This is a genomic window from Paracoccus denitrificans (assembly GCF_900100045.1).
GTDB lineage: Bacteria > Pseudomonadota > Alphaproteobacteria > Rhodobacterales > Rhodobacteraceae > Paracoccus > Paracoccus denitrificans.
Genome location: NZ_FNEA01000025.1, coordinates 18295 through 39016, shown reverse-complemented (window position 1 = coordinate 39016; position 20722 = coordinate 18295). Strand labels below are relative to the sequence as shown.

The 20722-nt window shown below is 65.2% G+C and carries 19 protein-coding genes; 6 read left to right on the top strand and 13 right to left on the bottom strand.

Going from position 1 to position 20722, the window contains the following annotated elements:
- Positions 1–114: 114 nt before the first annotated feature.
- Positions 115–576 (top strand): Lrp/AsnC family transcriptional regulator, encoded by a 462-nt coding sequence (locus BLT64_RS19385; RefSeq protein ID WP_011750846.1) that lies wholly within the window; start codon positions 115–117, stop codon positions 574–576.
- A 69-nt stretch (positions 577–645) separates the two neighbouring features.
- On the opposite strand, the gene BLT64_RS26955 is transcribed toward BLT64_RS19385, so the two are convergent.
- From BLT64_RS26955 to BLT64_RS19360, 5 genes are all read right to left on the bottom strand, one after another.
- Positions 646–948: a membrane dipeptidase gene (locus BLT64_RS26955; RefSeq protein ID WP_011750845.1), complete on the bottom strand. Its 303-nt coding sequence runs from the start codon at positions 946–948 to the stop codon at positions 646–648.
- Between the two features lie 243 nt (positions 949–1191).
- Positions 1192–2664, bottom strand: a complete 1473-nt coding sequence (locus BLT64_RS19375) for an amidohydrolase family protein (RefSeq protein WP_011750844.1) — start codon at positions 2662–2664, stop codon at positions 1192–1194.
- The gene (locus BLT64_RS19370) at positions 2665–3966 is read right to left on the bottom strand and encodes a TRAP transporter large permease (protein WP_011750843.1); all 1302 of its coding nucleotides are present in this window, start codon (positions 3964–3966) and stop codon (positions 2665–2667) included.
- Positions 3963–4616: a TRAP transporter small permease subunit gene (locus BLT64_RS19365; protein WP_233902072.1), complete on the bottom strand. Its 654-nt coding sequence runs from the start codon at positions 4614–4616 to the stop codon at positions 3963–3965. The genes BLT64_RS19370 and BLT64_RS19365 overlap by 4 nt, the downstream gene beginning before the upstream one ends.
- Positions 4613–5731, bottom strand: coding sequence for a TRAP transporter substrate-binding protein (locus tag BLT64_RS19360; protein WP_232290650.1), 1119 nt, complete (start codon positions 5729–5731; stop codon positions 4613–4615). Before BLT64_RS19360 ends, BLT64_RS19365 begins: the two co-directional genes overlap by 4 nt.
- Positions 5732–5937: 206 nt before the next feature.
- On the opposite strand from BLT64_RS19360, the gene BLT64_RS19355 reads away from it, so the two are divergent.
- From BLT64_RS19355 to hydA, 3 genes are read left to right on the top strand one after another with little or no spacing between them, the layout of a single operon-like run.
- Positions 5938–6705, top strand: a complete 768-nt coding sequence (locus BLT64_RS19355) for a maleate cis-trans isomerase family protein (protein ID WP_011750840.1) — start codon at positions 5938–5940, stop codon at positions 6703–6705.
- A gap of 41 nt (positions 6706–6746) precedes the next feature.
- Positions 6747–7466 (top strand): GntR family transcriptional regulator, encoded by a 720-nt coding sequence (locus BLT64_RS19350; RefSeq protein WP_011750839.1) that lies wholly within the window; start codon positions 6747–6749, stop codon positions 7464–7466.
- A complete protein-coding gene (gene hydA, locus BLT64_RS19345; RefSeq protein WP_011750838.1) occupies positions 7463–8863 on the top strand; it encodes a dihydropyrimidinase in 1401 nt (466 codons plus the stop codon). Before BLT64_RS19350 ends, hydA begins: the two co-directional genes overlap by 4 nt.
- Before the next feature lie 106 nt (positions 8864–8969).
- On the opposite strand, the gene BLT64_RS19340 is transcribed toward hydA, so the two are convergent.
- The 4 genes from BLT64_RS19340 to BLT64_RS27165 form a co-directional block, all read right to left on the bottom strand.
- Complete coding sequence (locus BLT64_RS19340) at positions 8970–9893, bottom strand: extracellular catalytic domain type 1 short-chain-length polyhydroxyalkanoate depolymerase (RefSeq protein ID WP_232290649.1); 924 nt, start codon at positions 9891–9893, stop codon at positions 8970–8972.
- Between the two features lie 139 nt (positions 9894–10032).
- Positions 10033–10431: a hypothetical protein gene (locus BLT64_RS19335; RefSeq protein ID WP_128493111.1), complete on the bottom strand. Its 399-nt coding sequence runs from the start codon at positions 10429–10431 to the stop codon at positions 10033–10035.
- Positions 10432–10474: 43 nt separating this feature from the next.
- The gene (locus BLT64_RS19330; RefSeq protein WP_011750835.1) at positions 10475–11032 is read right to left on the bottom strand and encodes a hypothetical protein; all 558 of its coding nucleotides are present in this window, start codon (positions 11030–11032) and stop codon (positions 10475–10477) included.
- A 213-nt stretch (positions 11033–11245) separates the two neighbouring features.
- Complete coding sequence (locus BLT64_RS27165; protein WP_011750834.1) at positions 11246–11980, bottom strand: peptidoglycan-binding domain-containing protein; 735 nt, start codon at positions 11978–11980, stop codon at positions 11246–11248.
- A 422-nt stretch (positions 11981–12402) separates the two neighbouring features.
- On the opposite strand from BLT64_RS27165, the gene BLT64_RS19315 reads away from it, so the two are divergent.
- On the top strand, positions 12403–14451 hold the full coding sequence (locus tag BLT64_RS19315) for a catalase (RefSeq protein ID WP_041530701.1): 2049 nt from the start codon (positions 12403–12405) through the stop codon (positions 14449–14451).
- A gap of 31 nt (positions 14452–14482) precedes the next feature.
- Complete coding sequence (locus tag BLT64_RS19310) at positions 14483–15712, top strand: NAD(P)/FAD-dependent oxidoreductase (protein WP_011750832.1); 1230 nt, start codon at positions 14483–14485, stop codon at positions 15710–15712.
- A gap of 20 nt (positions 15713–15732) precedes the next feature.
- Here the strand turns inward: BLT64_RS19310 and BLT64_RS19305 are convergent, their stop codons facing one another.
- The 4 genes from BLT64_RS19305 to BLT64_RS19290 all read right to left on the bottom strand — a co-directional run bounded on the left by BLT64_RS19305 (position 15733) and on the right by BLT64_RS19290 (position 20711).
- Positions 15733–17208, bottom strand: coding sequence for a phospholipase D-like domain-containing protein (locus BLT64_RS19305; RefSeq protein ID WP_011750831.1), 1476 nt, complete (start codon positions 17206–17208; stop codon positions 15733–15735).
- A 279-nt stretch (positions 17209–17487) separates the two neighbouring features.
- A complete protein-coding gene (locus tag BLT64_RS19300) occupies positions 17488–17970 on the bottom strand; it encodes a pyridoxamine 5'-phosphate oxidase family protein (RefSeq protein ID WP_011750830.1) in 483 nt (160 codons plus the stop codon).
- Positions 17971–18042: 72 nt separating this feature from the next.
- Positions 18043–19482: a UdgX family uracil-DNA binding protein gene (locus BLT64_RS19295; protein ID WP_011750829.1), complete on the bottom strand. Its 1440-nt coding sequence runs from the start codon at positions 19480–19482 to the stop codon at positions 18043–18045.
- Positions 19479–20711 carry a putative DNA modification/repair radical SAM protein gene (locus BLT64_RS19290; protein WP_011750828.1) on the bottom strand — a complete coding sequence of 411 codons (1233 nt, stop codon included), beginning with the start codon at positions 20709–20711 and terminating at the stop codon, positions 19479–19481. Before BLT64_RS19290 ends, BLT64_RS19295 begins: the two co-directional genes overlap by 4 nt.
- Positions 20712–20722: the final 11 nt, after the last annotated feature.

The window sequence follows — 20722 nt, the reverse complement described above, 5'->3', positions numbered from 1 at the left end:
CTCCTCGCCTTGATGATTGGGCGATTATAGCGCTTTTACCCGGTGAAACTCTCCTATATGAAAGCTTTATGGCATAATCTTGAGTGATTATCTCTATGGTTCAGGGATATTTGCGTGAATATCACCATCGATTCGATTGATCGCCGGATACTGCGCGTTCTTGGTCAGGAGGGCCGGATTCCCGTGGTCGAGCTGGCCGATCGTGTCGGTCTCTCGGCCACGCCCTGCAAGCGGCGGCTGCAACGGCTGGAAGAGGGCGGCGTGATCGCCGGCTATGCCGCCCGCATCGACCACAAATCCGCCGGTTTCGGGATCACCGCCTTCGTCTCGGTCGAGCTGGAGCGACAGGACGGCGACGAGATCGAGCTGGTGCAACAGAAGGTCGCGCAGTTCGACGAGGTGGTGGCCGGCATGCTGATGACCGGCTCGCAGGACTTCCTGCTTGAAGTCGTCGTCGGCAGCCTCGAGGATTACCAGGATTTCCTTCAAGGCAAGCTGCTGAAGATTGCCGGGGTGCGCAGCGTGCGCACGCATTTCGCGCTGCGCAAGTTCATCGACCGGCCGCGCATTCCCTGACAGCGCGACGCCCGTCGCACCTTCGCCCGAACGGGTGGCGCGACGGGTTGCCCAGGGTGGTTCCGCTCGTCAGCCCGTCTTCCAGACCTGCCGCGCAATGCGTTCAAGATTGCCGCCCATGATCTTCGCCAGCGCAGCGGCGCCGTATCCCCGGTCGACAAGTCGCTGGGCCAGCGCCGGCAGGCGCCGGGGTGCGATCATCCGCAGATCGTCGCCCCGTTCGGCACAGGCGCGCATCAGGTCGTCGGGGATGTTGCGCGGATGATCCCAGACGGCGCGGGCATTGGAATGCGAGAAGATCACCGGATCGGCGGACGCATCCATTGCCTCGCGCACAGTCCGGCCGCCTGTATGCGAACAGCGCAGCACCATTGCCGACTGCCGCTGGTCAGCCGGGCGATCACCTCGCCCAGAAACGCATAGCCGGGATTGCTGACGGCGAGCCGGCCTGGACGGTCACACACGATCATGCGGATCAGGACAGAGCATGAAAATGGCGACCTCCCAACCAAGCGCAAAATAGAAAGTGCCTCCGACTTCGGTCTTGTTGGCCGCTCGATCACGGGCATGTCCCTTTACGTTTCCGCTTCACGGCTGCACTCCCGTCCAACAAGGTCAGGTCCTGACTGGTTGCGTGTAATGACGGCGTAGGGTTTCGGCGATTTCTTCGGCTGCAGCTTGGGTGTCGGGTCCCACTGATCGGGACGCATATGCCGTCCGGCAGGCGGCACGGCGGGCTTGCGCCAGATCAGCGCCGGGAAACTTGGCCTGATGATAAAGGATGCGCCCAGCAACCATCGTCAGCGTCACGTCACGCCCCTTGGCGCGGGCCATGGTGGCGTCCAACAACCCCATATCGGGGTCGAGAAAAGCGCCTTGCGTGGGATCAAGATCAAGTGCGATCAGGTCTGCTTTCATTCCTGGTGCGATTGCGCCGGCCCCGTTCAGGAAAGCCGCCTGCGTCCCAGCACCTGTCGCGGCGTCGAGCATCCACATTCCGCCCGTCACATCATCGGCGCGACCCCGTCGCGTCAGCGCATCGGCAAGGCGCAGTTCGGCCAGCAGATCCTCGTCATCCTGCAAGGTGCAGTTGTCGCTGCCAATGGCGATGCACACCCCCGCCCGGTGCAGCGCGTCAAGCGGCGGTGGGCCATTGCCCAAACGCATATTCGAACCCGGGTTGGTCACGATCGCGATGCCAAGCCGTGCGGCATCGGCAATATCGCGTTCGGTCGCATGGACGAAATGCGCGGCGCTGGCCGCCGCTTGAAACACACCGAGCCTTTCCAAATGCGCAAGTACGCCCGAGGGATAAAGCTGTCGTGCGCACGCTGCCTGCGCAGGCGATTCCAGCAGGTGAAAATGCAACCCAAGGCCCCGCCGTGCGGCATCGCCCGCCAATACGCGCCAGGCCTCGTCGCTGACCCATTGCGGTCCTGCAGGACCATAGGCGAAACTCAGCGTCGGATGCCCGGCATATTCGGCGCAAAGCCGTGCCATGAGGTCAAGCGTTTCGGTCAGCGGCAGATAGGCGGGGCGCCCGGCGCGAATAAGCTCGCGTGCCTTGGCCGAAAGCGTGGAGACGAAAGCCGCCTCATCGTCGGGCGGATATATCAGCGCGCCACGGTCGGCATATCCGACCGCGATGGTAGCCCGCAGTCCGGTATCCGCATAGGCGCGGATCGCTGCGCGCAGTTCGGCCTCGTAATCGCCCGAAGCGTAGCTATAATTGGCGTGAAGTGTCGCGGTGACCCCATTTGCCAGCATTCGCAGCGCGGCAAGCCGGGTCAGTGCATAGGTATCGGGCGCACCCCTCCCGCGCCTGCGCGCAATCCATGGTTCAAGCTGGTCGTCGGGATAACCAAGCTGAATTTGGCTCAGCCCGCGCCCGTGCTGGTGCGCATTGATCAGGCCGGGCAGCAGCAGCGATCCGCCCAGATCAAGACGTCGGGCCAAAGGATAATGCGCCCGCAACTCGGCCCGCGGCCCTATTGCGTGGACAAGCCCGTCGATGACGACGACCGCCGCACCCGATTGCTGGGGCGCGGCGGCATGGGCGATCAGGTGATCCGCCTCGATGATCAGCATTCAGAACAGCCTCTGCGGCAGCCAAAGGGCCATCTGCGGCCACACGATGAGCAGGCCGACAAAGCCCAGCATCAGCAGCACGAAGGGCAGTGCGCCATAGATCACGTCCATGATCGAGCCATGCCCCCGCACGCCCTGCACGACATAGAGGTTCATGCCGATGGGGGGTGTGATCAGCCCGATCTCCATCATCACGACAAGGAAGATCCCGAACCACACCGGGTCGATCCCCAGATGCAGGACCAGCGGAAAGACGACCGGAAGCGTGGCGATCATCATCGACAGCGTCTCCATGAAGCAGCCGAGGACCAGGTAGAAGACCATCAGCAGCAGGATGATCTGAAGCGGTCCCGCCCCGACGTCGGCGACAAAGCCCGTCAGTGCCTGCGGAATGCCCAGCACCCCGATCACGAAGTTCAGGAAGTGCGCCGCCACCATGATCAGCAGGATCATCGCCGAGATGCGCACGGTCGATATCATGCATTCATGCATCATCGACAGCGAAAGACGTCGTTTGGCGATGGCGACCCCAAGACCGCAGACGACCCCGATGGCCGCCGATTCGGTCGGCGTGGCCCAGCCCAGATAGATCGTCCCCATCACGATCAGGAAGATCACGATCGGCGGGATGATATCGACGAGGCTCGCGATTTTCTCGGGCCAGGACCGCGCGGGCAGCATCGGCCCGGCAAGTTCGGGCCGCAGGATGCAGACCCCGGCGATCAGCACCATGAACAGCCCGGCAAGGATCAGTCCCGGCACCACACCGGCCGCGAAAAGCTGCCCGATCGAGGTATTCGTCATCGAGCCGTAGATGATCATGTTGATCGAGGGTGGCAGCAGGATGCCCAGCGTAGCCCCAGCGGCGATGGAGCCCGTGGTCAGCCGGGCATCGTAGCCGCGCTGTTTCATGATCGGCATGGCCACCGTGCCGATGGTGGCGGCCGTTGCCACCGACGAACCGGAAACCGCCGAAAAGAAGGTGCTTGCCCCGATGTTCGTATGCAGCAACCCGCCCGGAAGGCGCCGCAGCCAATCCGAAAGGCAGCGATAAAGTCCGTCCGTCACGCCCGAGCGCACCAGGATTTCGCCCAGAAAGATGAAAAGCGGGATAGCGGTCAGGATAAAGTCGTTCTGTCCGCTCCACATCTGGTTGCCGAAGGAAAGAAGCGTAGGCAGACCCAGAAAGGCCCAGGCGCCGATGAATGCTGTCAGAAACAGCGCGACCGCCACCGGCAAGCCCGTCAGCATCAGGCCCAGCATCATGAGAAAGCCGACCGCGGCTCCGAAAACACCGATCATCTTGCTGCACTCTCCATGCCGGATTCCGAGGTGAGGGTTTCTTCCTCGATCACTTCTTCGAGGGTCTTGACGCCGTAAAAGCGGTTCAGCCTGTGCTGGTCGTGCAGCATCAGAAGGGTGGCATGGACTGCTGCCGCCAGCGCCACTCCCGCAAAGAGCAGAAGCCCCGCGAACCACAAGGATTGCGGTTGCCACAGGGGCGTCATCAACGGTGTGCCGGAAAGCGAGCGGTATTCCACACTTTCCATCAGGGTTGCCCAGGCGCGCCACGCCATGAAAACCGCCATCAGCGCGATGCACCATGCCGAAAAGATGTTCAGCACCGCCTGGATGCGCGGGCCCACCCGCTCGATCAAGATCTCGACGCGGGTATGGGCGCGCTCGATCAGCGCATAGGAAAAGCCGAAGGCCGCAAGGATGGCCAGCATGTAGCCGCCCAGTTCGTCGCCGCCTTGCAGTGAGATGTTGAAGAATCGGCGGGCCAGGATCTCGGCGGTCACGAAAAGTGCCACGCCCAACAGCATGTATCCTGCAATCAGGGCGAAAGAACGGGCAAGAGGAGTGGCCGCCTGCGTGACTGGATTGTCAGAAGTCATGGGGAAGACCTTTGTTGATGGGCGCGCTTCTACCGAGGCGCGCCAGGACCTCAATCAATCCGCAGCCCAGCGGCGGCACCGGCGGTTTCGTTCCAGATCTCCGAACATTGCGGGTCCACTGCGTTGCAGGTCTGCTTCCAGATCGGCAGGACCGAACTTTCCGCGATCTTTTTCAGCCGCTCGCGGTCGGCGTCGGTCACCTGAACCATCTGCATCGTGAACTTGCGGTAGTCCGTGCATTCGTCCTGCCCGGTGTTGCAGGCGTCGGCGTTGGAACTGGAGTTGGTGGCGAGATCCCACATCTCGCCTTCCAGTTTTGCGAACTCGGCCAGCAGCTTTTCCTGCTCTTCGGGCGAAAAGCGGTTCCAGGCGGCAAGATTGATGAAATGTCCCTGAACCGAGCCAGATACCGCCATCGGCAGGTAATGAGTGGTCACTTCGGGCCAGTTGCCGGTATTGCCCGACGTAGGCGAGGTGACCCCGCAAGAGGCCACGCCGCGCTGCAAGGCGGGGTAGACCTCGGAGAATTGCAGGGTCACGGGCGTTGCGCCGAAGCTTTCCAGCATCGCCGACATCGACGGCGTGAAGGAACGCACCTTCAGACCGCGCAGGTCGTTCACGCTTTCAAGCGGATGGTTGCAGTAAAACACCTGTGGCCCGAACGGCCAGAGGGTCAGCACCTTGGCGTTGAAGCGCTCTTGCAGGCGCTGATCGAAGGGTTCGCGATAGGCGTCCACGACTTTCCGCAGCGTTTCCATATCCGGGGCGACGCCGATCAGGTCGATGCCCTCGAAGAACGGATCGTCTCGTGAGGCCATGCCGATCTGCACCGACATCACGTCGAACGACCCGCCGCGCAACATCCGCAGGGCATCGGGGGCTTTCACGCCAACGACATCCATTGGATTGTAGTTCATCGAGATACCAACGCCTGTGGCCTCGCTCAGCCCGTTGAAGAAGGTCCGCTCGATCTCGACCTGCGTGATGTTCTGCGAAAAATTACCTGCGACGCGCAGGGGCGTATCGGATGCGGCCAGCGTGGCGCCGGCAAGCAGCACCATGCCAGCCGCTGCGAGGGTATGCGACAGTTTCATGCTGATTTCTCCCTGTTTGAATTCATTTTTAAGGGTTCTCTGTTTTCCACGACTGTTGCGGATTCGAATGTTCATTGCAAGAAATAACGAGTGCGTCGGGTGAAAGATTGTGCATCTTCAGAAATTTCCCCAAAATACGCATGAAAAATCAGCATTTTAAGAAGGAGTTTGACCCATGAGATCCAGAAAGGGATGGATGCGGCGCACCATGACAGGCTTGCGGTCAAGGCCGAAGCTGGCCTAAGCTTCGATGAGACAGCAGAATCTTTTGGTGAAAATGAATGCAAAATGACGGCAATGTCGGGCTCGCGATGCTTACCCCTTCGTCGAACACCGTTGTGGAACCCTTGACCAGCGCGATGGCCTGGCCGCTCTATCCAGATGTGAGCGTGCATTTCGGACGTTTCCGAGTGACCAGAATCGCGCTGGACGAAGGCTCGAACAGCCAGTTCACGCTTGAACCGATCCTCGCGGCCGCGGATCTGCTGGCCGATGCGAAACCCGCGATCATCGCCTGGAACGGAACCTCGGCAAGCTGGCTGGGTTTCGACACCGACGACCGGCTGTGCGCTGCGATCACCAAGCGCACCGGTATTCCCGCGACCAGCGCGATCCTCAGCCTGAACCGGCTGCTGGCCGAGATGGGGGTCAAGCGTCTTGGCCTCGTGACGCCCTACACGCGGGACGTGCAGCAGCGGATCATCGCAAACTACGCGGCCATCGGCATCGAGACCGTGGCCGAGCGCCATAGCGGGCGGTCCGACAATCATTCTTTCGCGGAGGTGACCGAAGAGGAGATCCGCGAGATGTGTCTCGATGTGGCGCAGGCCCGCCCTGATGCGATCGCCATCGTCTGCACCAACATGCGCGGCCCGCTGATCGCACCCGAGCTTGAACGGCAGACCGGCATCCCGATCCTGGACTCGGTGGCCTTTACGCTCTGGGGATGCCTGCGCGAAACCGGCGTGCCGATGGACAGGCTGGCAGGCTATGGGCAGATGTTCGTATCAGGGCGCGATCAAGGATTGTGCGCCGTCCCGGCCCAATGATCATATCGAGGACATTGGCAGGAATGGGAGGGCCATCGATCATGATACGACCAGCCGGAAATGAGCCGGAAGCGCCTGAAAGTGCGGCCACGCTTCACGATCTGGTCGTCGGGCAGCTGCGCAACATCCTGCTTGAGGGCGAATTCGCCGCGGGTCGCCGCATTCCCGAGGCCGAGCTTTGCGCACGTTTCGGCATCTCGCGCACCCCCCTGCGCGAGGCGCTCAAGGTCATGGCCGCCGAGGGGCTGGTGACGCTGCGCCCCAATCGCGGTGCGGTCGTCACCCCCATCGATGCCACGGCCATCGGTCCCATTTTCGAGTTGAAGGGCGCGCTGGAGGGGCTGATCGGCACCCTGGCCGCCCTACGCGCCAACGATGCGGCCATGACCGCGCTTGAGGAACATCACCACGCGCTTGGCGAAGCGCTGTCCCGCCGCGATCAGAATGCCTATACGCGACTTAACTACGCCTTTCACCAGCTTCTGGCGCAGGCAACCGGCAATCCCCTGCTGGCGCAGAATTACGAGGCGCTGCAACAGAAGATCTGGCGCTACCGTTTCGCCGTCAACGAATTCGACGAGCGTCTGGTCACGTCCTACCAGGAACACGAACACATCATGGTGGCGCTGCGCGCCCGCGCTCGTCTCGATCTGGCCGAGCGCCTGCAGGAACACAACCGCCTGACGGGCGAGGCGATGATCCGCGCCTTCGCCGAAATCGCCGAACACAATCCCCGAAGCAAGAAGGAGAAATCCGCATGACCCGCTTCGACACGATCATCACGGGCGGCCGCATTTCCACCGCTTCGGATACCTTCCAATGCGATATCGGCATTCGCGAGGGGCGTATCGCCGCGCTTGGCCACGACCTTGGCATCGCGGACGAAACGATCGACGCGACCGGAAAATGGGTTCTGCCCGGCGGCATCGACAGCCACGTCCATATCTCGCAGCCCTCCGGCGAGGGGGTCGTGATGGCCGACGATTTCGAAAGCGCCACCCGTTCCGCCGCGCTTGGCGGCAATACGATGGTGCTGCCCTTCTGCCTTCAGGAAAGCGGCGTGCCCCTGCGCGAAAGCCTGAAAGACTATCACGCCAAGGCCGAGGGTAGCTGCCATACGGACGTGTCCTTTCATCTCATCATCTCGGATCCGACCGAACAGGTTCTGGGGCAGGACCTGCCCGCGCTGGTGCATGAGGGCTATACCTCGTTCAAGGTCTTCATGACCTATGAAGGGCTGGCACTGAGCGATCTGGAACTGCTGAAGGTGATGGCCGTCGCGCGCGAGACACGCGCCCTCGTCATGGTTCATGCCGAGAATTACGACGTCATCCGCTATCTGACCGACCAGCTTGAGCAGGCGGGCAGGACCGCGCCTTTTTTCCATGCCACGTCGCGCCCCGTGATCGCCGAGCGCGAGGCGACCTATCGTGCGATCTCGCTGGCCGAACTGTCCGAAGTGCCGCTGATGGTCGTTCATGTCTCGAATCGCGAGGCGATGGAGGAAATCCGCCGTGCCCGGCAGAAGGGCCTCAGGATCTTCGGCGAGACCTGTCCGCAGTATCTGACGCTAACCGAAGGTGACCTGGAAGGGCTGAACATGGAGGGGGCGAAATACGTCTGCTCACCCCCGCCGCGCGATCACGAGAGTCAGCAAGCCTGCTGGGAGGGGCTCCAACAGGGCGTTTTCGACGTGTTTTCCTCGGACCATTGCCCGTTCCGCTACGACGATCCGCAGGGCAAGCTGACTCCCAAGGGTCGCACCAGCTTCCGTTGGGTGCCGAACGGGATTCCGGGCGTCGGGGCAAGGCTGCCGATCCTGTTCTCGGAAGGGGTCGTGAAGGGGCGCATCGATATCAATCGCTTCGTTGCCCTTACCGCGACCAACCATGCCCGGACCTATGGCCTTTACCCGAAAAAGGGCACCATCGCGGTCGGCGCGGATGCCGACATCGCCATCTGGGACCCCGGGGCGAAGAACCGGCTGACCCATGCGATGCTGAACGATGGGGCGGATTATACACCCTATGAGGGAATGGAACTGACTGGCTGGCCGGTGCTGACCATGTTGCGCGGACAGACCATCATGCGGGACGGCGTGCTGACCGGGATCCGCGCAGGCGCGCATGTCGCGCGACGCATCAGCGACCACGCCTGAGCGAAGGAACCCATCGAGGCGATCCGCTGCCAACCCGTCCACAAGCCCGTAAGGCAAGTCATGGCCAAGGATCAGCGCCTCCCATGCCCCGCATGCCCAGCTTGACTCAACAAGGAGAAACCATGTCCAGTCTGAAAGTCACTCTCGCCGGGATCGAGTTCGCCGCGAAATTCGAGGATGCCGCACCCGAATGCTCGACCAGCGGGCGGCCCGAACCGATCCGATGCACGGTCCTGACATAGCGGTGGCCGTTCGGGATCTGGCCTGCAAACTCGGTCGCGCGCAAGGATGCGTAGGGCTCGCGCGCCCGGATCGCAGCCAGCCGTCCGTTCCGGGGGTGAACCACATGATCGCGGCTGCCATGGAATATGATGGTCGGCATCGGATGTTCCAGCCGCCGGCCGGGATTGCCTCGCTGCATCGCCAGCAACGCCGAAGCCTGATCCTGCGCAGCGCCCGCAGGCAACCCGGAATGCGCGCCGACCGCCGCGAAGATCTCGGGATAGGCCCCCGCCAGGATCAGCGCCGCCGAGGCTCCGGCCGAAAGGCCCGCGACATAGACGCGGCCGGGGTCGGCGCCGTGCCGGTCGACGATGTGGCGGGTCAGGCTGGCCAGCAAGGCAGGCTCGCCCGAACCGCGGGCCTGATCGTCGCGGCTGAACCAGTTCCAGCAGCGGTTGGGATGCGCATCGCGCGGCTGCGCCGGATAAACCACGATGAAGCCGAACTCGCCGGCCAGCGCATTCATGCGCGTGCCCTTGGCAAAATCGTCGGGCGTCTGGCCGCAACCATGCAGCATCACCAGCAAGGGCGGGGGCTTTGCGTCCGCCGCGAGGCCGGGCGTGAACAGCTTGTAGCGCCTGCTGCCATGGTCGCAGTCATGCGTGCCAGCCCGAAAGCTTGACCCCTGCCGCGCTTTGCCCTGGACCCTGCCGGCACGTTTCGCGGGTTTCGTCGGAGTTCGGGACGGTTTCGCGACCTTGGGCGTCATCGCGCTCAGCGCCGTCGAGGCCATCGAGGCAAGGCGCATGGCAAGCTTCAGCCCGCGGGTCAGCGTCGATGACGCCTTGCGCGTGCGACGTCTGCCGGTGCCATGTCTTCGGCGTTTGGGGGTGCTGGTCATATGACCTGGGACGGCTGATCGGGGAACGCGCTTGCGGTGTCCGGGCTCACCTCGCCGCACCATAGCGCGCGATGCATTGCGGCACCCCCTGCGAGGACAGCGCGGCAAGGCGCTTTTGCAGGGCATCGCGCTTGCGCATTTCGGCGGCGGGGTCGATGGCCACCCGCTGGCGCGCCGTATCGGGACCGCCGTAGCAACTGGAATAGCCCAGGCCCAACCGGCCGTAGCCGCCGCGGAAGCCGCCCGCGCAGAGGCGGAAGCCGGTGTCGTTCACCGTGCTCTCCCAGGCATATCCGCGCGCGATGTTCGCCTCGACCTCTTGCAGAAGCCGCGAGACGTTCCTTTGCTCGGCCGCGACGCGCGCCTCGCATTGCTCGGCCGGCGTGCCGCAGGACGCCAGCCCGAACAAGGCGACGCATATGATGGCGAGGGTGACGCGATTCATCGGCATATCCCCTTCTTGCCCCTTCAGCTTACCCACATTCGCCTCAGCCGCGCCAGCCCTCGGCCTCATAGCGCCGGCGCAGGTCCGGCAGCGCAAAGGGGGCGGTCGCGGCCAGAGTATCCTCGACCACGGTCCGGTGCTCCTCGGGAAAGCGGACGCTGAGCGCGACGCCGCCGCGCCGGAAGGTTTCGGCATAAAGCGGCACGTCATCCGCGGGGATGCCCAGATCGACGAAGGCGCCGATCGTGCCGCCGGCAAGCGCACCCCCGGCAGCGCCGGTCAGGGCCGAGGCCAGCCAGCCGGCGGCCATCATCGGGCCGAAGCCGGGAACGGCGACAAGGCCAAGCCCCGCAAGCAGCCCTGCCCCGCCGCCGACCGCCGCACCAAGCGCTGCACCGGCTGTCGTGGCCGGCGCGGGATCGGGCACCTGAATGCGCCTGCCGGTCGCCGGGTCGCACTCGACGCGCATGTCGCGATAGTCCCGCAACCTTTCGCCGCCCATGACGGAGGGCTCCACGCCGGGCAGGGCCAGCGCCTCGATCCGCTCCACCGCGGCGGCGGCGTCATTGCAGGTTTCGTAAAGTCTGGTGATCACGGGCATGGTTTCCTCCATCCGGACAAACTGCCCGGCCCAGGCGCGCTCCCGCTTTCGGTCGGAAGCATGAACCCGCAAGAGGGCGGAATTGTTCCCGCATCGCTGCGACACAACCCGCCTGCCGGCGCCGCAAGGATAGTGCCAGCCGCGACGCCGTGAGCTTGCCGGCACGATTTCCAGCGCCAGAACGGTTATCGGGCGCTCATCGAGACGTGCCGTTCAGCGGGCGATCAGCCGTTCCGCCTGTGCTCCGGTCAGGTAGCCGGTGACGGATTCGTCGTTGGCCCGTTGCCACGCCGCGATGGCGTTGCGGGTGCCTTGCCCGAACACCCCGTCCACACCGCGAGTGTCGAAGCCGCGCCGCGTCAATCCCGCCTGCACCGCGCTGCGCTGCTGGCGGCTGAGGTTCAGCGCCGCCTCGACCTGCGCCGGACCTCTGGCGGAATCCGCGCTGTCGGTGCGGCTGCCGCTGGTCGTTCCCCGCAGGATCTCGTTCGCCTGGGCCGCGTTCAGCGCGCCGGTCTGCGAATAGTTGCGGTCCCGCTGCCACAGCGCGATGGCGCGGCGAGTCCCCGGTCCGAAGCTTCCGTCGACGCCGTTGGTCTCATATCCCAATGCATTCAGGCGGCGCTGGATCTCAAGGCGCTGCTGGGCCGTCAGCGAAGCCGTATCCGCGGCGCTCGGGGTCTCGGGACGGGACGTCGCCCCACCCAGCCGTTCCACGCGATCACGCGCCTGTGCGGCATACATCCCGTTCGGGAACTGCCGCAAATAGGACTGATAGGCCGAGAGCGTGTTGGTATTCTGCGCCTGTGAGAAGGCGGCACGGTCCTGTTCCTGTTGCAGATACTCGCGGGCGATCCCACCCACGATGTCCCGGACGTTGTCCTGCGCCTGCACCGGCGCGGCGACAAGAGCGGCCGCAAAGGCTCCGGCAAGTATTGTTCTGACCATCGGATGGTCCCCCTTTTCTCATACTCCAGATGGGAACGCTTGAATATATAGCGTGGTCGGGGGGCCGCCGGTTCCCGACGAAGTTCCACCGCTGGCCGCAGCGGTGATGCGATGGATGGTCTCGCCATGACGGGCCGAAGCGGGTCGGGCTCTGCCGAGGTCCTGGGGGTCGCAGCTTCTGCCCGGACGATCCCGGCCTTGGCGAAGGCCCGCGGCGGCCGGCCTGCGACCTTCGGCCCCAAGCTGTCGGTCGCGGCGGCCGCCTGCCTGAAACCGCTCTGCGCAGCCTCGGCGCCATCGCGCCTTGCCGGCGCATGACGATGCCCTGCGGGGAACCGTTGCCCTTGCCCGACGTTGCACCATCTCCGGCGGCGCTGGTCGGTGTGCCAGTGCCCACCCACCTTCACGGCAGGCAAGGAACGATGGCACCGATCCCCGACAAGACCGAACAAGGCAATGCCGGCGAAACGCAGCAGCGCGGCGGCGAGACCCTGACCACCAATCACGGCATCCCGTTTTCGGACAACCAGAACAGCCTGCGCGCGGGCCATCGCGGCCCGACGCTGCTGGAAGATTTCCTTCTGCGCGAAAAGATCTTTCATTTCGACCATGAGCGCATCCCCGAGCGCATCGTGCATGCCCGCGGCTCGGCCGCGCATGGCTATTTCGAATGCACCGACCCGATCCCCGAGCTGACGCGCGCCAGCCTGTTTGCCAGGAAGGGCAAGCGGACCCCCGCCTTCGTGCGTTTTTCCACCGTCGCGGGCGGGGCGGGCTCGGTCGATACGCCCCGCGACGTGCGCGGTTTCGCGGTCAAGTTCTATACCGACGAAGGGAACTGGGACCTGGTCGGCAACAACATCCCGGTCTTCTTCATCCAGGACGCGATCAAGTTTCCCGACCTCGTGCATTCGGTCAAGATGGAGGCCGACCGGGGCTATCCGCAGGCTGCCTCGGCCCATGACACGTTCTGGGATTTCGTCTCGCTGATGCCCGAAAGCCTGCATACGGTGATCTGGGCCATGTCCGACCGCGCCATCCCGCGCAGCTATCGCATGATGCAGGGCTTCGGCGTCCATACCTTCAAGCTGGTGAACGCCGGGGGAGAGACGCATTTCGTCAAGTTCCACTGGCGGCCGCGGCTGGGCATGCAGTCGCTGGTCTGGGACGAAAGCGCCAAGATGCAGGGCGCCGACAACGACTATCACCGTCGCGACCTATACGAGGCGATTGCGGCCGGCGACCATCCCGAATGGGATCTGGGCTTGCAGATCTTCGACCAGGAACTGGCCGACAGCCTGCCCTGGGACGTGCTGGACGCGACCAAGATCATCCCCGAGGAGATCGTGCCGCTGCGCATGGTCGGCCGCCTGGTGCTGGACCGCAATCCCGACAATTTCTTTGCCGAGACCGAGCAGGTCGCCTTCCTGCCCTCCAACATCGTGCCGGGGATCGATTTTTCCGACGACCCGCTGTTGCAGGGACGGCTGTTTTCCTATCTCGACACGCAGAAATCGCGGCTGGGCACGACGAATTTCCACCAGATCCCGGTGAATGCGCCGAAATGCCCCTTTGCCAACATGATGCGCGACGGGATGATGCAGACCCAGGTGCCGAAGGGCCGCGCCAATTACGAGCCGAACAGCCTGGACCAGGCGGGCGAAGATCCCGGCCCCCGTGCCAGCGCCGAAGGCTTCGCCACCGCGCCGCAGCAGGTCTCCGGCGACAAGCTGCGGATCCGGGCCGAAAGCTTCGGCGATCACTACAGCCAGCCGCGCCTGTTCTGGCGCTCGCAGACCGAAAACGAGCAGGCGCATATCGCCTCGGCCTTCGTGTTCGAGCTGTCCAAGGTGGGGCTGGACCATGTGCGCAGCCGCGTGGTCAGCCATCTGCGCAATATCGACGAGGATCTGGCCAGGCGGGTGGCGGCGGGGCTTGCGCTCGACCTGCCCAAGGCGGCGAAGCCGTTTCGCAAGCCGGTCGATATCGAGCCTTCCGACGCGCTGTCGATCCAGAAGAACTGGCAGCAGACGCTGAAGGGGCGCAAGGTCGGCATCCTGTTCGCCGAAGGCACGGACAAGGCGGAACTCGACGGGCTGGTCGCGGCGGTCGAAAAGGCCGGCGGCACGCCCTTCACCATCGCCCCGAAGGTCGGCGGCATCCCGCTGTCGGGCGGCGAGGCCAGGGCCGACGGCCAACTCGCCGGCTCGCCCTCGGTGCTGTTCGACGCGGTGGCGCTGGTCCTGACCGAACAGGCGGCGCAAAAGCTGGCGCGGGACGGCGCGGCGGTCGGCTTCGTCATGGACGCCTTCGCCCATCTCAAGGCCATCGGCCATACGCCGGGCGCGCAGCCGCTGCTGGACCGCGCGGGGATCGAGCCGGACGAGGGCGTCACCGACCTTGCCGCCCTGCCCAAGACCGCCTCCCGCCGCTACTGGGACCGCGAGCCCAAGGTCCGCGACCTGGCCTGACCTGCGAGCCTTCAGCGACGGAGCCTCGACCATGCCCGACCTCGACGCCGACACCCGCAAGGACGACCTGCGCACCGGGACGCCCTTCTGGGTCAGGACGCCGAACTCGACGGTAAAGCCCCTGCCCCGCCTGACCGGCGACCGCTTCGACGTGATCGTGGTGGGCGCGGGCATCTCGGGGGCGCTGGTGGCCGAGGCGCTGACGCAAGCGGGGAAATCCGTCCTGATCCTGGACCGCCGCCCGCCGGTGCGCGGCTCGACCCCCGCCTCGACGGCCATGATCCAGCACGAGATCGACGTGCCCCTGACCCGGTTGCGCCGCAGGATCGGCAAGGACCATGCCGACCGCGCCTGGCTGCGCTCGGCCAGGGCGGTGGCGGATCTGGTCGCGCTGGCCGGAAAGCTGGGGCTCGATTGCCGAATGCGCCCGAAACCCGCGATCTATCTGGCCGGAGACGAGATGGGCGCAAGGGCGCTGTCGAACGAGGCTAAGGCGCGGCAGGAAATCGGCATCGGCGCCGAATATCTGGCACGCGGCGAGTTGATCGGCCGCTTCGGCATGGACCGTCCGGCGGCGATCCTGTCCGATGCCTCGGCCTCGGCCAATCCCGCGCAACTGACGGCCGGGCTGCTTGGTGCGACGCTGGCGCGCAAGGCGCAGATCGTCTCGCCGGTCGAGATCACCGACATGGCCGAACTGCCCTCGGGCGTGGCGCTGGCCACGCACAAGGGCGAGGTGCTGGTGGCGGAGCACGCAGTCTTCTGCACCGGCTACGAATACCTGCCGCAGATGAGGACGAAGTCGCATCACGTCACCTCGACCTGGGCGCTGGCATCAAGGCCGGTGGCCGGCCTGCCCGGCTGGATGCAAGAGACGATCGTCTGGGAGGCGGCAGACCCCTATCTCTATTTCCGCACCGACGGGTCGGGCCGGGTCATCGCCGGGGGCGAGGACGAAGACGCGGCGAACACCAATGCCGACCCGGCCAAGCTGGCGGCCAAGGCAAAGGTGATCGCCGGCAAGCTGCACGCCCTGACCGGCATCCGTATCGGCCGGCCCGCCTATGCCTGGTCCGCGCCTTTCGGCGTCACCGACGACGGCCTGCCGATCATCGACCGCGTGCCGGGACATGAGCGCATCTTCGCGGTGATGGGCTTCGGCGGCAACGGCATCACCTTCTCGATGATCGCCGCGCAGATCGCCGCCGCCGCCATCGCCGGCAAGCCCGATCCCGACGCGGACATCTTTCGCTATCGCTGAAGCGCGGCAGAGGCCGCTCGTTATTGCCGGGCCGGGCGCCGGAACCCGCCCCGCAGCCGCTCCCACCCCTTGAACAGCCCGCGCCTGGTCGTGGACTCGAATATCTCATCCGGGCCGTTGGGATCGAGGATCTCGTTCTCGGCCAGCCACTCCTCGAAATCGGAAAGCTCTGGGATCCGATAAGGCACCAGCCCACGGCCCGGACCGCGCAGCGCCTCGACGGTAGCGATCAGCGAGCCGGTTTCCTTCAGCGTCGCCGCCACATCCGCCGCCGTCACGCCCAGATGCTCTGCCAGAAGGTCGTCGCGCAGGGCGGCGATCTTTTCGGCCAGATGTTCGTTGCCCGGCTCGTCCGCCGACAGGATCACGTCGCATTCCGTGTCGAGCCGCATCGAGCGGTTGTTGAAATTCGACGACCCCACCCGCAGCACCAGGTCGTCCACAACCATCACCTTCGCATGGACATAGATATCGGCCCCGCCCTGCGTCACCGGGTGATAGATGCGCAGGCGCCCGTGGCGGTCGATGCGCCGCAGCGCCTCGACCAGCTTCGCCCGCGCCGTGTCCATCGCCAGGGGCTCCAGCCAGCCGTTCGCACTATGGGGGTTGATCAGGACGATCTCGGGCGGGTCGTCCCCGGCCAGCCGCTTCGCGATGGCATGGGCGATCTTGCGCGAGGCGAAATACTGACTTTCGGCATAGATCATCCGCCGCGCTCCCGCGATCAGGTCGATATAGGCCGCCTCGATCTCATGCACGGCGGCAACGCCGTCCATCCTGGGAATGCTGCGGGCGATGGCCAGACGCATATCGGCAAAGCTCGGTGTCAGCGTCTCGGGCCAGCAGTCGTGGCATTCGTCGCAGGACGGCAACGTCTCACCCGTCGCGGCATTCCAGCGATCACGGGCAAGATCGCCGATGGCGCGCGCGGCCGCCCCGTCGAAAGCGCTGGTCGTGTCGTGCCACGGGTCGTGCGGCCGGCCACCCGGGCTGACACGGCGCGGGTCGTCGTCAAGGTGCTCGCGCGTATCCCAGCGCTCCATGGTGATGTCGATGCCACCGCAGAAAGCGATGCAATCGTCGATCACCACGATCTTCTGGTGATGCGAGCCGGCAGGCGGATGCGCCCCGTCAAGGCGCAGAGTGATACGCGGATGCGCCTTCCAGCGCAGGATGGTCCAGAGCGTATTTCCGCGCAGCATCGCCTTGAGGGCGCCGGTATCCCAACGCAGCAACCGAAGCTCAAGCGAGGGTGTGCGATCGGCCAGCCACAGGATGAAGTCGCCCAGCCTTTCCGGTCCATCGTCCCCGCCGGGGCCAAACCCGATGCGCGCGTCGAAATCCCAGCCGACCAGCATGATCGAATGCCGCGCCTTCAGCATGGCCTGCCGGACGGCCACGAAATAATCGGCCGCATCCACGATGAAGGCGAAGCGATCTGCAGGTTCGACGCGCCAGCAATTGCGACCGGGCTGAAGCAAGCGGTCTTCTGTCATGTGGCCTCACTCCAGCACGAGCTTGTTTGGGAACGCGGAAATGGCCTGCGGGTTCCTCGGCGGCAAACCACGAGGGACGGAATGGATGAACAACGCATCGGCGGGGTAACAGCTCTCATCAGGGCTCCGGCGGGCTTCTTGCCATTGATCTCACAACACATGCCGGCAAGCTGGCCATCGGGTCGCGGACCGGTCGTCCGCCCCGTTTCCGTCGCCGGCGACCGATCACGACACGGCGCTGTCGCACATGATCCATGGGGCAAGCCGCCGGGGCGAGGTTCAGAAGGAGAGGGTGAAATGCTCGCCCATATCCGGCTTGTTGCCGGTGACCTTGGACTTCGCGATCTGGTAGATGAAGGACAGGCTGCCCCCCGTCGCCCAGACCTCGGCCTCGGCAAGATCGAAACGCAGAAGCTGGATATCCTCGTCCTGCTGGCCGTCCTCGAACCAGCTCGCGGCCACGGCATTCCACAGTTCGTCAAGCTTGGCGCGGTCGTCCGACAGGGCCAGCGTGCCGTGGATGCGGGCGAAAAGCCCCTTCCCCTCGTCGCCGACCACATGCACGGCATCCTTGCCGCCAGCGGCAAGCGAGCGCGCCAGGTCCGTCCCCTTGGCGGTGATGAACCACAGCCTGCCCGTCTCGGCTTCGGCATAATGCGACATGGGCACAAGCCGGGCGTCCTCGGTCAAGCCCAGCATGCCGGAATTTATGCCGCCGAGCCGGCTCCAGAATTTCTCGACGTGATCGTCATGATCGGTCATGCTCGCCTCCTGTTGCTGCCGGTCAACGAGGGACATCGGGAAATGTTCCTGAAGGCATGTCGGGCGGGCGGATCATCGCTGCCTTCCTTCTTCGGCCAGGGACACCAGCCTGGCCAGATCCTCGGCCAGTTGCAGGCGGGCATGGTTCCGCCGGTCGGGGTCGGGAAGACGCAGGATATGGGCGGGATGCCAGGATATCAGGACCGGACCGCCATGCAGCCCCGTCTCGACCGTGCCGCGACGCCGATGCATCGGGCGGTCGTCATCGGTCAGGGCAAAGGCCGCCGAGGCACCCAGCGCCAGCGTGACGCGCGGCCGGACGAAGGCCAGTTCCAGCCCCAGCCACCACCGGCAATGCCGGATCTCGTCGCGGGCGGGGTTCCGGTGCAGGCGGCGCTTGCCGCGCGGAGCAAACTTGAAATGCTTGACCGCGTTGGTCAGCCAGATCTGCGCACCGTCCAGCCCGGCATCCGCGATCATCCCGCGCAGCAATTGTCCGGCAGGACCGGCAAAGGGCCGGCCCGTCAGGTCCTCGTGATCGCCCGGCTGTTCGCCGACGATCATCACCGCCGCATCCGCGGCCCCCTCGCCCCAGACCGTTTGCGTCGCCGCCTCGCAGAGCTTGCAGCGGCGGCATTGCAGCGCCGCCTGCCGGGCCTGGTCCAGCGTCGCGGGAGGTTCGACGGCTTGCGGCATCGCATTGCGATAGCGGGTCGAGACGGGCCCGGCCCCCGGCCGCGGGATCGAGGCCCCCGCCGCGCGCATGCGTTCCACGCGCGCCTCGGCATCGGCCAGCATCGCCGGGATCAGCCGCGTCTCGGGCAGGTTCTTCCAGTATTTCTTGGGCATTTCCGACCGCATCGCGTCCAGCTTGATCCGAGCCGGGTTGAAGATATTGGCGAAATAGGTGGCCCATAGCGCCTGGGACGCATCATCGGGCAAGTCGGGCTTCGCCCCGCCGGGGGCGAAACTCAGCCGGCCCGCCCGAAAGCGCGCCGTCAGGCGCGGCGTCGCGATCAGCCAGTCCATGTCGGCAAAGCGCCCGGCAAAGAACGCGCTGCCCGGTTCCAGCGTGTTGTGTTCCGGCTCGAACCAAGCGGCAAAGCTGCGGCGCGGCCCCTCGGCAGGCAGTTCGCGGAAACGGACGAAGGCATGCATCTTGTGGATGTCGCGGCCCACGGCCTTTGCCATGAGTTGCAACCGGCGGCCCAAGGCATCGGCGGGCGACAACGGAGCGCCGTCGCCCCGGTCCAGCCGCCACAGCGCCTGGTAAAGCAGCGCGAAGCGTTCGGGCGATTTGTGCCAGACGACCGAACGCGCAAGCGAAAGGAACTGCTTCGAGACGCGGATTTCGTGCGGATCGGGGGCGTCGGGCAAGGGCGCGGCCTTGAACAGCCCGCCGTCGGTCCAGTCGATCCGCTCCGGCGCGATGCGATGGCTGATGGCGCAACGCGCTGCATCGCGCCATGCCTCGAACACGGCCTGGTCGGGCAGCGCGACGGCATAGTTCATATCAACGCAAGCTGCACGGGCGCAGGGGCATAGCGCGCGCGCAGGCCGGCGCTGTCCGTCAGCCCGCGCGGTGTCCAGCCCGGTGCGCAGATGAAAGGCCGCGCCTTCCTTACCAGCACGCCCATACGGGCCAGATCCTCGACCCGCAGGCTGTGGTGGCGGCGTGCAGCCAGGATGCGATCCACGCTGCGCGTGCCCAAGCCCGGCACCCGCAACAGCATTTCGCGGCTGGCGCGGTTCACGTCCAGCGGAAACAGCCCCCGGTTCTTCAGCGCCCAGGCCAGCTTGGGATCCAGCTCCAGGTCCAGATGGCCGCCGGTCGCGCCCTGCCCGATTTCCTCGGCCGTGAAGCCGTAAAAGCGCAGCAGCCAGTCCGCCTGATAAAGCCGATGTTCGCGCAGCAAGGGCGGCTTGACCAGCGGCAGCGCCGAGGATGCGTCGGGAATGGGACTGAAGGCCGAATAATAGACCCGCCGCAGCCGGTAGCCGGAATAAAGCCGCGTCGCGCTGTTCAGGATGGTCAGGTCGTCGGCCCCGTCCGCACCGACGATCATCTGCGTGCTTTGCCCCGCCGGCGCGAAGCGGGGCGGCTTGCGGCCGGTGAAGGTCTTTTCCTTCGCCGCTTCGCCCTCCAGCCGCACCTGCGCCATGGCGCCGCGGATCGTCTCGGGCCGCTTTTCGGGCGCAAACCGGCGCAGGCTGGCATCCTGGGGCAGCTCGACATTGATCGACAGGCGGTCGGCCCACAGCCCTGCCTCGCGGACCAGTTCGGGTGCGGCGTCGGGGATCGTCTTGAGGTGGATGTAGCCCTTGAAAAGGTGGTCCTCGCGCAGGCTGCGGGCGATCCGCACCATGTCGGACATGGTCTGGTCCGGCGAGCGGATGATCCCCGAGGACAGGAACAGCCCCTCGATATAGTTGCGCCGATAGAATTCCAGCACCAGCGACACGACCTCTTCGACCGAAAAGCGCGCGCGTTCGACATTCGACGACACGCGGTTGATGCAATAGGCGCAATCGAAGATGCAGAAATTCGTCATCAGGATCTTCAGCAGCGAGATGCAGCGCCCATCCGGCGTATAGGCATGGCAGATGCCGCTGCCCCCGGACGAGCCCAGCCCGCCCTTGTGCGCGTCCCGCCGCTCACCCCCGCTGGAGGCGCAGGACGCGTCGTATTTCGCCGCGTCCGAAAGGATGGCCAGCTTGTCCTGAAGTGATCGTCCCGCCATGGCGAAGGCAT